The 17189-nt window shown below is 40.3% G+C and carries 9 protein-coding genes and 1 pseudogene; 6 read left to right on the top strand and 4 right to left on the bottom strand.

What is annotated here, in order from left to right; genetic code table 11:
• Positions 1-58: 58 nt before the first annotated feature.
• The 3 genes and pseudogenes from NLF92_RS10425 to NLF92_RS10415 form a co-directional block, all read left to right on the top strand.
• Positions 59-397: pseudogene (locus NLF92_RS10425) on the top strand (class 1 fructose-bisphosphatase); the annotation flags it as partial.
• Between the two features lie 388 nt (positions 398-785).
• Positions 786-3815 (top strand): TonB-dependent receptor, encoded by a 3030-nt coding sequence (locus NLF92_RS10420; protein WP_254101588.1) that lies wholly within the window; start codon positions 786-788, stop codon positions 3813-3815.
• Between the two features lie 246 nt (positions 3816-4061).
• Positions 4062-4793 (top strand): FadR/GntR family transcriptional regulator, encoded by a 732-nt coding sequence (locus NLF92_RS10415; protein WP_254101586.1) that lies wholly within the window; start codon positions 4062-4064, stop codon positions 4791-4793.
• Between the two features lie 394 nt (positions 4794-5187).
• Here the strand turns inward: NLF92_RS10415 and NLF92_RS10410 are convergent, their stop codons facing one another.
• Both NLF92_RS10410 and NLF92_RS10405 read right to left on the bottom strand, forming a co-directional pair.
• On the bottom strand, positions 5188-7416 hold the full coding sequence (locus NLF92_RS10410) for a VCBS domain-containing protein (RefSeq protein ID WP_254101584.1): 2229 nt from the start codon (positions 7414-7416) through the stop codon (positions 5188-5190).
• 85 nt (positions 7417-7501) lie between these two features.
• A complete protein-coding gene (locus NLF92_RS10405) occupies positions 7502-10546 on the bottom strand; it encodes a TonB-dependent receptor (protein WP_254101582.1) in 3045 nt (1014 codons plus the stop codon).
• Between the two features lie 174 nt (positions 10547-10720).
• Here NLF92_RS10405 and NLF92_RS10400 point away from each other — a divergent pair, with 174 nt between their 5' ends.
• Together NLF92_RS10400 and NLF92_RS10395 are read left to right on the top strand one after the other, a co-directional pair.
• Complete coding sequence (locus tag NLF92_RS10400) at positions 10721-11728, top strand: polysaccharide lyase family 7 protein (RefSeq protein WP_254101576.1); 1008 nt, start codon at positions 10721-10723, stop codon at positions 11726-11728.
• Positions 11721-13250 carry a polysaccharide lyase family 7 protein gene (locus NLF92_RS10395; protein ID WP_254101574.1) on the top strand — a complete coding sequence of 510 codons (1530 nt, stop codon included), beginning with the start codon at positions 11721-11723 and terminating at the stop codon, positions 13248-13250. The genes NLF92_RS10400 and NLF92_RS10395 overlap by 8 nt, the downstream gene beginning before the upstream one ends.
• A gap of 36 nt (positions 13251-13286) precedes the next feature.
• Here NLF92_RS10395 and NLF92_RS10390 read toward each other — a convergent pair whose 3' ends face one another.
• Both NLF92_RS10390 and NLF92_RS10385 read right to left on the bottom strand, forming a co-directional pair.
• On the bottom strand, positions 13287-14216 hold the full coding sequence (locus NLF92_RS10390) for a bile acid:sodium symporter family protein (protein ID WP_254101572.1): 930 nt from the start codon (positions 14214-14216) through the stop codon (positions 13287-13289).
• A 27-nt stretch (positions 14217-14243) separates the two neighbouring features.
• Positions 14244-16406, bottom strand: coding sequence for a S9 family peptidase (locus tag NLF92_RS10385; protein ID WP_254101592.1), 2163 nt, complete (start codon positions 16404-16406; stop codon positions 14244-14246).
• Between the two features lie 147 nt (positions 16407-16553).
• On the opposite strand from NLF92_RS10385, the gene NLF92_RS10380 reads away from it, so the two are divergent.
• Positions 16554-17186: an NAD(P)H-binding protein gene (locus NLF92_RS10380; protein WP_254101570.1), complete on the top strand. Its 633-nt coding sequence runs from the start codon at positions 16554-16556 to the stop codon at positions 17184-17186.
• Positions 17187-17189: the final 3 nt, after the last annotated feature.

The raw sequence follows: 17189 nt of genomic DNA, 5'->3' as shown, positions 1-17189 counted from the left end.
ATAGTGTAGCGGAATTTTCTAGTTAAAACTGCTCTCTTTTTTCGGGGGGATTACAAATCCTGTACAAAAGCAATTTGATGATATTATGCATGCCGAAGATACTTACCAGGGAAGCTCAATTCGTTGGAATGCTGCGATGGTTGGAGATGTGCATCGTGTTATCAGCAAAGGTGGTACCTTTATTTATCCTGGTGATAGTCGTGCAGGCATCGAAAATGGCAAAATTCGTTTGTTATATGAGGCAAATCCTTTAGCTATGTTGATTGAAAATGCTGGCGGCAAAGCTTTATCTCGTAATCAACGGATTTTAGACATTCAACCCCATGCATTACATCAACGTGTCCCCGTTGTCATGGGGTCAGTCATCCCTGTACAAAAACTTAGCTTGCAAATGTAAACACATATGTCTTACACGCGTTAGTTAAAATGCCAATCTTGGTTAACCAAGGTTGGCATTTTTTTTACTTATAGCAAACATAAATGTAAATAATAGTTTAAATTTATAATTTATCATACGTTGAACACTAACAAATAAATACGGCTGGTTTAATTTTTAAGCCATTGAATTATATTGATTTTATTGTTATTTGCGAAGTTTATTGTAAAGTCCGTGTAGCCAAAAGAAGTGTAAAGGTAAACCGAATTGTTAACAAAATGTCTTACCAAAAGGTTGACATTAGGTCTGGATGGTTGTACTTTTATGGTAAAGCAATTGTAAATTTTCGGTAAAACAATAATAAACGTAAGTTTGCATTGTTAACACAATAGAAAACAAAGGAACACACATGAAACATAAGTTATCTAAAATATCTTTAGCTGTCTTATCAGCTACTGCTATTAATGTAAGTACACCTGTACTTGCTCAAGACAATGCGAGAGCTGAAGAAGCCGTTGAGGTTATTCAGGTATCTGGTATCCGTGGTTCATTGACAAGTGCATTGAACGAAAAACGTTCTTCAATGAACCTGGTTGAAGTTATCAATGCAGAAGATATTGGTAAATTACCAGACCAAAACCTTGCAGAAGTATTAGAGAACATCACAGGTGTTCAAATCACACGTACTGCAGGTGTTGGTACAGGCGTACAGATTCGTGGTTCAAATTCAAACAATGTACTTATTAACGGTGTTGAAACTGTTGGTGCAGGTACTGGTCGTGGTGGTATCAGCTTCGAAGACGTATCTGCTTCAATCATTGCTGGCTTAGAAGTAACTAAAGCGCCAGAAGCAAAAACCATTGAAGGTTCAGTTGGTGGTACAGTTAACTTAAGAACAATTCGTCCTTTAGAGCTTGATGAGAGACTTATCAGTGTTCGTGTACAAGGTGAAGACAGCAGCTTAACTACAGATGGTGTTCAACCTCGTTTCTCTGGTGCATTCGGTGATAACTGGGAAAATGATAACGGTAAGTTTGGTTTTGTTTTCAGTGGTAGTATCACTTCTCAAGAAGCAACTTCATTCCGTCCACGTGTTGACCGCGATGGTAGTTTAGTTGAAAACTGTAACGCAACAGTAGTCCGTGGTGGTAACGAAGAAGCGTTAACTTCTCGTCCAGTATGTCAAGATTTTGATTTCTTAGGTATTCAATTCTTAAACCAAGAACTTGAAAACTTTGAATATGATACAAAAAACATTTCAACTTCTTTTGAATATGCACCAAATGATAATACTAAATTCTTCTTTGACGTAGTATTAACCGATCAAGAGCGTCGTCAAGACAGTACTCGTGTACAAGGTTCTGGTGTAAGTTCTGTATTAAACCAAAACTTACCAACACAGTTTGAAACGGTTAATTTTGGTTCACTTGACGGTGTTGAGTTAGGTTCAATTCAAGCAGCAGTTCGTGGTGTCATTGAGCCAGATCTTGCTAAAGATGACGATGATCCTAACTTGCGTTTCAACAGTGATACTGGTGCTCGTTTAACAGATACCCAATTATTCCGTTTAGGCGGTGAATGGCAAGGTGAGAAATTAAAAGCATCATTTGAAATTTCTTCAACTAGCTCTGAAACAACTAACCCTAACTTAAGTACTCAGTTAAACTTTATCAACCCTAATGCTCCATTAGACGGTCTTGATGCAGATGGTAATATTACATCTAGCACTAGTAATGATAACAGTGTTCCATTTATATATGATTTAACAGGTGGCGCGTTAACATTTGGTATTAACTTTGATTCACCATTTGCCCCTACTGTTGAACAACTTTTAGATCCTGCTAACGTTGTTTTAGACCAAGTTGATTTAGGTCGTAACTCTACTGAAAATGGTTTGGATGCATTACGTACTGATTTTACTTATTACATCGATGATTCTTTTGTAACATCTGTTGATTTTGGATACCGTTACAGCAAGCGTGAAAGTACGTTCAACCAAATCTCTGACAGAATTGGTGGCTTTAGTAAGATGGTTGACAGCCCAAGTGGTTCTTTATTCTCTGAACTATTAGTTGCTGGTCCAAGTAATTTTGGTGATGCAGATGGTCGTGAGTTAGCATTACGTAACTTCTTAATCGTTAACCCTGATTTATCATTCAGTAACCCTGATTATGTGTTAGAGACTTTAGAAGCGGCATTAATTGCACACGATTCTTCACCGGATCTTGCAAACTTAGCGCCCTCTTCAACTGCTTTCTTTAACATTGAAGAAGCAACCCATGCGTTGTATGCTCAAGCAAACTTTGAGTTCGAAAATATCCAAGGTAACTTTGGTTTAAGACATATTAAAACAAATGTCGATTCAACAGGTAATACTGTAACCAGTGATGGTGTTCAACAAAATACTGTTTCTGGAGATTACAGCTACACGTTACCACGTATTAACATCGTTGCTACGCCTCATGACGATGTGCAATTACGTTTAGGTTGGGGACAAGATATTCGTCGTCCTAACTTCTCTGATTTGAATACATCTGTATCATTTGCATCAAACGTAAACTCTTCTGTTGAGATTGGAAACCCTGGTCTACAGCCACAAGAAATCACTACATTAGATTTATCTGCTGAGTGGTATTTTGATGAAGCTGCTGTTGTTAGTATTGGTTTCTTTGATAAAGAAATTACGAATTTATTCGTAACTAACTTAGAAAGTGCTGCTTTAGACGGTAATGGTTTCCGTAGCTCAGACCCAGCTTGTGTGGGTGGTGGTTACTTCAACCCAGTTGCTGAAGGTGATGACTTCTTAGCGCCAATCGGTACAAGAGGTATCTGTGTTGATTTCGAAACTAAAGTTAACGACCCAGCGAAAACAACTCAAACTGGTATCGAAATGGCAGTTCAGTATGACTTATCAAGCTTTGAAGATGACTTAGGTTGGGCTTCTGGTTTCGGTTTCATTGCTAACTACACCATCCAAGAATACAAAGGTGGTTCTCTTGAGAACAAAGCACCTAAGCGTGGTATCGATATCTTTAATGCGATTAACGGTGTTTACAACGATGCTGACTTTGTTGATGTAACTGCGGTTCAAGGTTTATTAGACTTCTCAGAAAATGCATATAACTTAACTGCATACTATGAGAAATATGGTATTTCTGCTCGAGTTCGTTATACATGGCGTGAAGCGTTCCGTACAGATGATACAGCTGCTGGTGCAACACGTAACTCTACATTAGGTTTCCCTGTAGTTACACATGACCGTGGTCAAGTTAATGCAAGTATCAACTATCAGTATAGCGAACAGCTTAACTTTGGTGTTGAAGCGGTTAACTTAACTGAAGAAGGTGTAACACAGAGCTGTGTTAATGAAGGCGCTTTACTTTGCTTCCAAGGTTTAGCAGACCGTCGTATCACTTTTGGTGCAAACTACAAGTTCTAATAACGAAGTTCATTATTTACAATTTCCCATTGTAAGTGTTAAAAGCAAACCTTAACGGTTTGCTTTTTTTTTGACCAAAAACTCTATAATTAGTCGTTATATAATTTAAAAAATAATTTTAAATTGTTGATATTTATGATTTTATTTATCTTGTTATAACCATTAAATTCTTTATCTTATTACCAATTTGGTGTATATTAAAAAGATATAAATAAAAAAATCCATCGCTTGTAAAGGCAAAATAAAATGAAAAATCGCAGAATGTTCTGGAACATTGCTGACAAGATTGAAGAATTAATTCAGTCTGGACAATACGCGCCAGGAAGCCGCTTACCACCTGAAAGAGAATTAGCTGAGAAGTTTGGCGTTAGTCGTCCGACTATACGCGAGGCTATTATCGCTCTAGAAGTCATGCAATTAGTGGAAGTGAAAACAAGCTCAGGTGTCTATGTTTTAAATAAATCAGCAAAAGACGCTGCTAATGAAAGCGCAATTAGTGCTTTTGAGTTGACTCAAGCTCGTGCATTGATTGAGGGTGAGGCTGCTGCTTTAGCCGCGAAAACGATTACCCCAGAGGAATTAGATAAAATCGAGCAAACTCTCGTTGCAATGGAGGCGGGTATTAATGCAGACCAAGCTGATAGAGATTTTCATTACTTGATATCTGCGGCGACTCGTAACAATGCAATGCTGAATACCATCAAGCAATTCTGGGCGATTAGAGACTCTCAGCCTGAAATCAAAACCGCTTATGAAAGCATCTGTAAGCAATCAGATTATGTCCGCTCAGAAGAACATAGAGCTATATTTAATGCTCTTAAAAGTGGCAACTCCCAAGCTGCACGTTCAGCAATGCATGCACATTTTAATCGTTTGATTAATTCGTTGATAGAGGCGACTGAGGCTAGAGCACTAGAAGAAGTTCGTAAAGCCACTAATCAAACACGTGATCTGTATTCGTTGAGGCACATCTTGTAAATCATCAATTTACTTGCAAAAAAAAGGGAGACTATTGATAGTCTCCTTTTTTTTGTTCGATGTCGCCCGTCCTAAATAACGTTGACGCTTTTCAAACCTTTTCGGACAGTGTTAATGAAAACATATACTTGACCCGTTCTAAAATGGGTTGACATAAAGAGGACCTCTTTATGTCAATATCAAATAACCCCAAGTCTAAGCGCTCCCAGCGTGATTACACTCTATCTTTCAATTAGTGCGAATTTGTTGAAACCTATATTTTGTCAAGGAACACACTCGTTAATTGATTTCAGGGATATAAAATTCATACATAAAAAACCCCCGAAGGTTTTGATAACTTTCGGGGGTATTTAATTAAAACGCTTTGTACTTTATTGAATAGTAAACAGTCTAATTACTCTTCGACTTTTACCACTGCTTCTGACGTTCTTTCATTGTAAGGTGTATTTGCACCTGTATTTAGATCAAAGTCTTCAGCATACGCTTCAAAGTTATCTTCAAATACTAATGTAGTCCCAGCTGCATCTGCATAGATTTTTAAATCATCTACCCAGAATTGTGCATCTACAGGTGTGGTACCACCATTAGAGCCTATTCGGAAAGATACAGTAGCAACTCCACCTGTAGGAGCGGTATCCGCGACTGTATACTCGGCTACTGCAACACCATCAATTGTCAGATTCACCACAGGGAGTGAACCCTCTGAAGTATTTCCATTAGGATATGACCATGCGGCTTCTACTGTATGGACAGTCCCTGGTGTTACCGTGAATGCAGAAAGATCAATAGAACTTGGTGAGCGAACACCATAAGAATCATCTCTGATACGTAGATCTAAAATGTTGCCAGAATTACTATTAGATTCGTTGAATAATGAGAAGAACGCATCGGTGCTTCCTACATTATCATCTGTACGTGCATAAGAGAACGTTACTTTCCCTTCTGCTTGGGCTGCAGGCAATACATAGCGTAATTCACCTGTATCACTATCTAATGTGTCAACTATCCGGGCATACTTGTTACCAGTGTTACCCAAACCGCCGCTGCCATCATCAAATGCTTCTACGACAGCATCTTCTGTATTCGTTGCATAAGGTGATGCATCGTTTGTTTCAGCATCCAATTCAGTTCCAGCTGCAAACCCAGAGAAATCATCAGCGAACACTAATGCTGTGCCTGCTGTATCGCTGTAAACACTAAATTCATTAATGGTAAAGTTTGCTTCTGCCGGTTGAATGCCACTATTGTCACCGAAACGGAATGAAATTGTTGTTACACCGTCTACTGGATCACTACCTGATACAGTATATTCAGGAATAGCTACACCATCGATAGTCAAATTGATGACTGGGAACGAACCTGTTGATGTATTGCCATTTGGATACTCCCAGGTAGCGATGACGGTATGTAGTTGACCTGGTACAACGCTCACTGCTGAAGTATCAATAGAACTTGGTGAACGAACTCCATAAGAGTCATCACGTACGCGTAAATCTAAGATGTTCCCTGCATTATTATTCCCAGAGTTGAATAATGAGATAAAGGCATCTTTTGAGCCTAAATCGTCATCAGTACGGGTAAAGGTGACTTCTAGACGTCCGGCAGCTAAAGCTTCTGGAAGACTGTAGCGCAATTCACCTGTGTCATCGCCGGTAAGGTCACGAATTACAGCGGCTTGATTACCTGTTGGTGCTGGGGTCACACCCGTTACAGTAATATCGAATGTTGCTGTAGTACCATCGGCAGATGTCAAAGTGACACTGTCACTGACAGAGTCATTGCCATCGACTAAAGCAGCTACTGTCGCATCACTAGTGTTTAACGTATAAGTCCAAGCGCCAGCTTCAGTTATGCTAAAAGTACCGTAAGTTGTTGTAGTGTCCGTTTGGGCAACAAACGTTGCTTCACCGTCATCTACATCTGTGACTGTTGCGGTACCAGTAACGGCTGTACTGGCATTGTTGGCAACGGTTGTGGTTAACGCTGCAAATTCAGCAGGTGTATTTGTACCAAGTGGAGCAATCACTGCAGTAGCTGCTGACATCGCCGTTTCTGCAAAACCTTCACCATCTGTATACGTTGCGATAGCAGTAACAACCTTACCCACATCTGCTGCAGCTAGAACATAGGTACTGCCTGTTGCATCTGGTATTGTTACACCATCAGCAGCCCATGTTATCGCTACATCGGCTGGTAAACCGTTATCATCAGCAACGGTTGCTGTAAGTGTTTCACCTTCGACTGTTGTACCTTCTAAAGTGACAACGCCAGGGATATTAGCAAGTACGGCAGTGGTGTTACCAGAAGTTGTACTTTCGCGATTTCCTGCATTATCTATGTATGTAACCGCCACTCGCATAACATTGCCACGTTGTGCCGTAGTTAGCGTAAAAGTAGAGCTTGTTGCTGCCGTTAGCGGTACATTATTGACTAGCCATTGATAAGCAATATTACTCGTGTCAACACCATCTGCATCGCTTACTGTTGCGGTCAAGGTTTCACCAGCGACTGGGGTACCTGAAATAGCAACGGAACCTGGGGCATTCGTATTTGTTTCGTCAGAGCTACATCCAGAAAGTGCAACTGCTACGGCTCCGAGCGCAAATAATTGGTTAATTTTCATTATCCTTTACCTTTTTATTTTAAGTTAATTTTTATCTTTGCCAAATCATTGGCAACATTCAAAGGGTTATAGTTAATCCTGCTAATTACATTCTGTACTGAATACCAGCAAAGAGGCGCGGACCATATACGTTGATTTCTGCAAAATTATCACGAGTTGGGTTAAACTGACGTTTTGGGTCATCAAAGATATTTAGTGCAGACACTGACATTTTCCAGTTTCTGTCAATGCGATATGAGGCTTTAAATTCATAGACCTCTTTATCATCGATGAAACGTAAGTTCCCTGGAGTACTAATATACTGTTGGAAATACTCACTGCGATACTTGTAGTTAATAGATGCGCTAAACCCATCTTTTTGGTAATAAAGTTGACTAGACAAAACATGTTCTGAGAAACCAAAAATATCCGCTGGGCTCACGATCCCCTGTCTCTGAATTAACTCTTCACCATCAAAGAAGTTTGAAGCACCAAATTGTGCATCCTCAAACTCAAAATCCGAATCAGCGTAGTTATAACTAACTTTAAAACCGGTATTTTGGAAGAACTCATTATCCAGGTAACTAAATGCGTGAGTTGCAGTAAGTTCTATACCTTTAATAGTACTTGTGTCATCCACAACGTTTTGCGTTGTTACAACCGTATCGACATCAACATTATCTACTCTAAAGGTTTCGATTTGCGATGAGTTCTCAAATCCACCTTTAAACTTTTTGATGTATGCACCTAGTGCTAAAACAGTATCAGCGTTGGGATACCATTCTACTGCGACATCATAATTGACAGAGGTCATTGGCTTAGTAAAAGGGTTACCATTAGCACTAGCTAAACCAACCGCATCATCCAAAGATACGCCATCACTACTTTCGCTTAAGCCTGCAAAATCACGGCCATAGCCTAAATCAGATGGGTCAGGTCGAGATAATGCTTTATATACTGCGGCACGTAGCTGCACATCATCGTTGAGTTCCATAACTAGATTCACGCTAGGCAGTAATTCGGTATATTCTCCGACTGCAGAAACAGGAGATAACTCACCTTCTTCAACAATATCCACTAGTGTGTCATCTACTTCGTTATAAACAGCGACCAAATCTCCTCTTAAAGAAGTGGATGTCACTTCAGTGTTGACATAACGCACACCAAAATTACCTCGGATAGGATACTCACCCAGCATAGTGTCGTAGTTCGCTTGAATGTAAGCGGCTGTAGTATTTTCTTGGACGTCGACTGAAGCAATGGTTTGCTCAGGCGCAGGAATAGCAATATCACTGCCTAACAAAGTACTAGCCAAACATAACGGGTCAAATGTCGCCCAAGTATTACCTGTACCTTGAGCGATAACATTGCCATCGCTGTCGACATTAGTAATCAGGGCTTGTCCACCAGAGACACTACTGAGGAAACCAGATTCTGGGAAAACATCATTTTTACAAGTGTTTGAAGCGTTAGCTATCGCCGATTTGTCAAAAGTGTACTCATCTCTTACTCGAGGCACGCTATCGTATTCAAGCTCTGATAAGCGAACACCTGCTTTAATCATAGAAATAGATTCCGAATCAGGTAAATATTCACCATCGAGTCTAAAAGCTGTGATTTTATTATTTCTAAATTGATTTAAGTCTGCTCTAGTTCGTGCACTATCAGCGAATAACTCGTGATGGTTAACGTCAAAGTTTTGCACAGTAAAGATAGGGATTTCAGAGCCGTTTTGAGCAATATCTGTTCTAGTCAAAACACGTCCGCTATTTTCTGCACCAGGAACAGCATTGCCATAAATGTCGCGCTCTTCAGATTGCAAACGTGTTTGAATGATATTTTCGCGGCGTTCAGTTTTAGAAACTGAATAATCTCCACTTAGTTTAAATACGTCACTGACGTCATAAGCGAAAGAAACACCACCGCCGGTATATTCTTCTAAACGCTCTTGGAAAATACTATGGATTTCAATCCGTTGTTCATTGGTGAAACTTTGTACTGCACCACTTTCTGAAACGACTAAGTTACCAGGTAGTTTGTCATCAGGAGACACTAACGGTGAATTAATACGGCGGTTTTCAGCAAAGACCAAATCATTTCTTATTTCAGTGAATACGCGATCAGAGTATTGCCCGTCCATGTTAATTTCTAAACGGTTAGTCGGGCGCCATTGGATGGCTGCGAATACTGCTTCACGATCATCATCAGTCATATTTTGACGATACGAGCGTGAACTAGGTGCGAATAAGAATGGAACGTCAGCATCTGGTGCTTGGCCTGTCGCTGGATCAACCTCCATCACCAAATCACCGGAACCAGAATCACAGTTACTGCTGGCATAAACACCACCAGAACGTGAAGGATCGTTGGCACAATCTCTCCATCCACTGGTCGAGCGAGCTTCTTGCTCAGGGTTGGTTTTGAGATCTTGTTGTACACCGATAGAAATGCCAATTTCACCCAACTTGTCAGAGTTAAACTGATCAATATAACTAGCGGTTAAACGCGTACCAAAATCTCTAGCAGGATCGACAATATCTTTAGTGGCAGGATTGTAATTACCTTTTATTTCAGCTTGGAAACGTTGCTTACCGAAGTCTAAGGGTTTTACTGTATCTAAATGAATTTGTCCGGATACACCACCTTCAATTAGACTAGCTTCTTGTGTTTTATAAATAGCAATTTTGCTAAATAATTCAGAAGGGAATTGAGAGAAATTGACTGAACGGTCACCACTACCGTTGGCCGCTTCGCGTCCATTAAATACGGTACTACCTAAAAAAGGTCCTAAGCCTCGAATCGAAATTTCAGTTGCACCACCTTGTTCAGTGTGTGAAGAAGCACCGGTTAGAGACTCCAAAGCTTCACCAATAGACAGCGCTGGTAATTCACCAATGTCACTTGCCGTCATACCGTCAACAATCGATGTTGATTCTTTTTTTAATGAGATAGCATCTTGTATTGTTCTTCGTACACCTTGTACCTCAATAACTTCTACAGGGTCTTTCTTTTGTGCAGAAGCGTCTTCTTGCTGCGCGAAACTGGGGGCACTTAATGCTCCCATACCAACAACACTTGTGAGTAACAAAGGATTAATAAAAGAACGTTTTATAGATACCGCTAACGTTTTGGGTTGGGTTTTTATATGCATTCCACATTTCCGTGTTTTTGTTATGATCTTACAACCATAAAAACAATTTACTGACAAGATGTCAAGATTTTGTTAACCAAATAAATTTTAAGTATAACCAATTTTAACAAAACACTTACCAAAACATAGATTTAGTGATATGTTTTAGTGGTCAATAAATTTTTGAGAAGTTTTATGTTAAGTATACGTGTATTGTGTGTAACAATTGTTAAAAAGTCGGTTGTCTTCTTTTTAATCCTGGCCTCTTTAATACCAGCGACAGTGTTAGCAGCGGTAAAGGAACATCCTCATGCAGATTTACCAAGTGGTCAGCTTCTTGGTCAACCATTTGTGTTAGATCCTAGTCTTCCTCCAGGAAAAAACTTTGATTTGTTGGATTGGTATTTAACTTTGCCTGTCGATACTAACAAAGATGATAAAGCTGATATTATTCCGGAACAGTTTTTGGACAAAGGATTTACTTTAAGTCCATTATTTTACACTGCAGATGATGGGGGAATGGTCTTTTTATCGCCGAACTATGGTGCGACTACATCAAAAAATACCAAATATGTGAGAACTGAGCTGCGCGAAATGCTTCGCCGTGGCGATACCCGAGTGAAGGTCCAAGGTGTGAACAAAAACAATTGGGTATTTGGTTCCATGCATTTTTCTGGACAGAAAAAAGCAGGTGGGGTAGATGGTTCATTAGAAGCAACGCTAGCGGTTAACCGAGTCTCTACAACCGGAGATGAAAAAAAAGTAGGTCGGGTTATTATTGGGCAAATTCATGCGATAAAAGACGAACCTATCCGTTTGTACTATCGGAAACTACCGCAAAACGATTTAGGCACGTTATATTTTGCGCATGAGATAAACGGTGCTGATGACGTGTGGTATAACATTATCGGCAGTCGTTCTCATACCGCTAAAGCCCCTGAAAATGGAATTCCTTTGGGTGAAAAGTTCAGTTATAAAATTACAGTGGAAAAGGACGATTTGTACGTTACGATTATTCGCGAGGGGCATGAAAATATTACTAAACACGTCGATATGAGTGACAGTGGTTATCATATATCTAACCAATACATGTATTTTAAAGCGGGTGTCTATAATCAAAACAACACAGGTGATGAAAATGATTATGTTCAAGCAACCTTCTATCACCTAAAAAATTCTCATAAAGGATACGATGATGAATAAACCTATCGTGTGCCAAGTTAATAAGACATCTATCAATCAGCACTCTGCTAAACTACTGTGTGTGAGTATATTGTCATCTTTCATGCTAGGTGCTTGTGGTGGTGGATATTCATCCAATCAAGGGTCGATAACACCGCCAACTCCGACAACGCCGACTTCTCCAACAACCCCAGCTACAGAGGTCGCCCCAGAGGGATCTTGCTCAGCAAACCAATTAATTGTCGCGCAAAGTGTTACTGGTAATGGTGACACGGCAACAGCAAATACCCCAACGCGAGTGATTGATAATGATTTAGACACCTTTTGGTTGTCTTCAACAACCCAAGCCAATATTACCATTGATCTGGGGAGCATTTATCAGGTCAAAGAAGTTCGTATTGCTTGGCAAGATGGGCAAAGTGCACCTTATCGTTATGATTTATCGGGTTCTGTTTCTGGGAATGCTTTTTATGACATCGCTACAGGTTTACAAACTACGGGTACTACAGACCTGCCAGAGTCACAGTCGATTACTGCGACCAACTTACGCCATTTAAAATTAACCACAAATTTTAATTCTGGTACCGATGCTGGTATTAGAGAGGTATTCATTTTTGGTTGTGATCTTTCCGGAGCGCGTCAGCAAGTGAGTACTGAATTTGTACTCAGTACGTTGGGCTTAGATCCTAATGTACCGCCAAGTGGGAATTTTGATTTATTGACCTGGGGCTTGGATAACCCTGAAGACAACGACAATAATGGACGGTCTGACCGGATCCAAGAACGGGAGTTAGCTGCAGGCTTTACTAATGACTTCTTCTATACAGGTGCTGATGGTGGGATGGTTTTTAAAGCACCTATATACGCGCCCAAAACATCAACCAATACCAGCTATGCAAGGACTGAGTTGCGCGAGATGTTACGCCGAGGTAACACGAGTATTAGTACCCAAGGTCCGAATTTGAATAATTGGGTGTTGGGTTATCAACCTGAACCGACTAATCCAGTTGGTGGAGTAGGTGGTCATCTGTCAGCGACATTGGCGGTGAATCGCGTAGTAGAAGCGGGTGAAAATTATCAAATTGGTCGTGTTATCATTGGGCAAATACATGCTGGTGATGATGAACCCATTCGATTGTACTATCGCAAGCGCCCAGGCCATGATTTGGGTTATATCTATTTTGCCCATGAAATAAATGGTGGAGATGATACCATCCGGATGGTTTATGGACCTGAATACACCAACCAAAATAACCAGCCTAATTTTACCTCAGCACCGACTATTGGTATCGCCTTAAATGAGGTCTTTAGTTATGAGATTATTCAACAAGATGCTCGTATCGATGTACTCATAAGAAAAGGTGGATTATCGGCACCGATTGTCGGCCATCAATCGATTGATATGGATGCTTTAAATAGTGGCTATGATGTTCAAGGTGAATGGATGTATTTCAAAGCGGGGGCTTATACAGGCAACAATACTGGGGCCCAAGGAGATTTCTTTCAAGTCACTTTTTATGAGCTAGAAAATTCCCACGATTAAGTGGGAATTTTTTCCTTGATAAGTAGGTACCCTTCATTACACGTTACTTTTAGCTGTTTTGCGCCAAAAAGATGCGAGTATAGAGCCGTTTATATTCATCACTGGACCAAAGATCGCAGGCGCAATTCCCATGCTTGCTACTTTACCCATTTCTACTGCAATACCTGACGCTAATCCAGAATTCTGCATACCTACTTCAAATGCGATAGCCCGAGCATCAGCTTCTTCCATTTTTACTAACTTGGCTACACCGTAGCCCAAGATTAAACCTAGGATGTTTTGTAAGAAAACCAATCCAATGAGGGTAAATCCAATGCTTAAAAGGTTATCTCTGCCAGCTGCCGTGATAATCGTAATAATGACAACAATCCCCACCATAGAAACGTAGGGCATTCCTTTGTCAATTAATGGAAATTTACCGTGCAAGAAATGATTAAATAAGAGCCCTGCTAGTACGGGTAAGATGACTATTTTGGTAATACTCCAAAACATGGCAACGGCATCAATCGGAATATATTCACCTGCTAACCAAGACATTAACAGCGGGGTTAAAAAAGGTGCGAGCAAAGTGGAAAAGGCAGTTAAGGTCAAGGAAAGAGCTAAGTTTGCTCCTGATATATATGCCATTACATTAGACGCTAAACCGCCTGGAGAGCAGCCCACTAGGATGATCCCCGCAGCGATTTCTGGTGGTAGTCCAGAGATTAAGGCTAAGCTCATACCGATAAATGGCATAATGGTAAACTGACAAATCAAACCAACAGAAACACCTTTGGGCATTTTAGCGACTCGAACAAAATCATCAACGCCAACAGAAGTCCCCATGCCAAACATGATAATCATCAATAATGGGACAATAAGGCCTGTTAATTTATAGTCTCCAACAGTTAAAAATAGTTCTGGGAAGCTAAGAGCTAATGCAACAACAATAAATATCGAAAGAGTAAACGCAGTATTTTTTAACACATGATATCCTTTTTTTACAAGAAACAATTATTTCAAATGTGTGTTGAAATGCTTGGTGATAGTTTTATACATATGGATGCGAGTATTTTTACCACGAATACTGTGCTTCTTGCCAGGATAGTCCATCGCGGAAAATAAAATTGCATTGTCTTGCATATGTTTATACAACTTAGTGGCATGGGTAAATAGTACGTTATCATCGGCCATACCATGTAAAATTAAGAGTTCACCTTGCAAGTCTTTAGCATAAGGAAATACAGATGCAGCATCATAAGCTTCTGGTACTTTACGAGGGTCTCCCATGTAACGCTCTGTGTAATGGGTATCGTATAAACGCCACTCTGTAACGGGGGCGCCAGAAACTCCCGCAGCATAATACTCAGGCGCTTTAAACATGGACATTAATGTCATATAACCGCCGTAGCTGTGGCCATATACACCAATCTTGTTCTTATCCACATAAGGAAGAGTGCGTAAAAATTTTACCCCAGTAACTTGGTCTTCTACCTCAACAGAACCCATGGCTTGATAAATCGGATCCTCAAATGCTTTCCCCCGGTAATTTGAGCCCCGATTATCAATACTAAATACAACATAACCTTGTTGTGCCCAGTACTGGAACATTAAACCACGGTCACCTCCCCAACGATTCGTCACAACTTGGGCGATGGGTCCACCATAATGGTAAACAATAACAGGGTGCTTGCCAGTGATATTTGTGGGTTTATACAAACGATAATGAAGTTGTGTCCCATCTGATGCCGCTAACGTACCAAATTCAGGAGTAACCCAGGTGTCATAGTATGCGGAGAGTGGATGGGATTCATCCAAAGCATTTTCTGCTAACCAGGTAATAAACTCACCTTTAGATGAATACAAACCTGTTTGTGTAGGGGTATTAATGCTAGAAAAACTATTAGCAAAAATGGATGCATCACGACTGAATTTTACTGCATTAAATTGTCCTAGCGGAGTAATTCTTTGGCTGTCACCCGTGAGCATATTCAATGCATATAAATGGGATTCAATCGGGGTGTCTTTACGTCCAGAAAAGTATAAGGTTTGGTTCTTTTCATCAACTGCATCAATACTAGTGACGACCCAGGTGCCCGTCGTCAGTTGTTTAACTAATTCACCAGAACTCTTGTATAAATAAAGGTGTTTATAACCATCTCTCTCAGACGCCCAAATAAAAGATTGACCGTTATCAATAAAGCGTAGGTCGTTATGTAAGTTGATCCATGTTGGTGATGTCTCTCTTACCAAGACACGTTGTTGTTGAGTCTGGATGTCAACAGCGCGTAATTCCAGTGTTTGTTGGTCCCGACTTTGCCACTGATAGGTGAGGGTTTGACTATTGGGCATCCAATTGACTCTGGGTAAGTAGAAATCTTTCTCTTTACCTAGTTCGACTGGTGTCATCTTGTGTGAGGCTAGATCATGCACAAAAAGCTCAACAAGTACGTTGTCAGTTCCCGCTTTAGGGTATTTTTGCTCAATCATACTAATAGAATCTGCATAAATTTCAGAGCGGGTAATCGTATCTACTGGCGTTTCGTCAATCCGAGTTAGCGCAATTTTAGTCTCATCTGGGGCCCACCAGTAGCCGGTTAAACGCCCCATTTCTTCTTGGGCAACGAATTCCGCCATACCAAATTTAATATTGTCCCCTCCTTCTTGGGTAATGGCTGTTTCACGACCAGTGGCAATCTCCATAATGTAAAGGTTTTGCTCACGGATATAGGAAATATAGTTACCTTTGGGAGAGAACTTCAAATCAGTTTCAAACTCTGGAGTGTTGAGTAAACGGACTGCATTTTTGGCACCTAATTTAAAGTAATAGGCATCTCCAGCCAGAGGGAATAAAAGTGCAGTACCATCTTTATTCCAAAAATAACTCACAATACCTGAACCGGATAACCGCATTCTTTCACGACGTGCTTTTTCTTCATCTGACAGCACCTCTTCACCACTATGTAAATCATCGGCATCAAAGAGCATTTGCGCTTCTCCTGATGCAATATTATATTCCCAAAGGTCAAAGCGATTATTGTCGGTTAATTTAGCGCGAATAAAGGTCACACGTTGACCATCTGGAGATAATTTGACTTGGCTGGGAGCTTTGCCGGATAAGCTAGGGGCAGAAAATATTCGCTCAATCGAAAGTTCTTGGGCATTAGCGGTGACCATGAGACTACTAACAAGTGTGGAACCAACGAGGTATTTAGCTACTATTCTTAGGGTTTTATGTAACATTTTTGTGCTTCCAAATTATTTTAATTATCATGCTCCAAATTATCATACATCACGTATTAAATTACCATGAAAACAATGCAGATGGTCTCACCCCAAAAAACGGCTACTGTAATTGGTGCAACAGGTTTGGTTGGTCGCTCCTTGGTGCAACAATTATTGGTATCCCCTGAATATTCTCAAGTCACGTGTTTAGTTAGACGTCCCCTTGGGAACAACGAATTCCACGATCCGGAAAAGAAGTTACAACCATTGGTCATCGATTTTGATTATTTACAAGATTACCAAGGTTATTTTTCGGTCAATCATGTTTTTTGTTGTTTAGGTACAACCATAAAAAAAGCAGGTTCTAAATCAGCATTTCGTTATGTGGATTTTCAGTTGGTACACGTATGTGCACAGCTGGCCAGAGCCCAAAGAGCACAAGGGTTTGTTTGGATCTCTTCGGTAGGAGCCAATAAACACAGCAAAAATTTTTACCTCAAGGTAAAAGGTGAGTTAGAAGCGTCTATATTTACGATGCCTCAATTGGAGTATGCTGCAGCAGTTAGACCTTCATTATTAATCGGTTCTCGAAAAGAGTATCGTAGGGGAGAACGTTTTGGCTTGAAACTCTCTAGGTTGATACCTTTTATTTTTGTAGGGCCATTGAAAAAGTATAAGCCTGTACATGCGGATTATGTTGCTCAGCAAATGATTCAATTACAGCCAGAATAAAAC

Origin of the sequence: Opacimonas viscosa (genome assembly GCF_024199005.1) — a bacterium.
GTDB classification, from domain to species: domain Bacteria; phylum Pseudomonadota; class Gammaproteobacteria; order Enterobacterales; family Alteromonadaceae; genus Opacimonas; species Opacimonas viscosa.
Note: the sequence above shows the minus strand (reverse complement) of the source record. Positions and strands in the feature narration are given on the sequence as shown.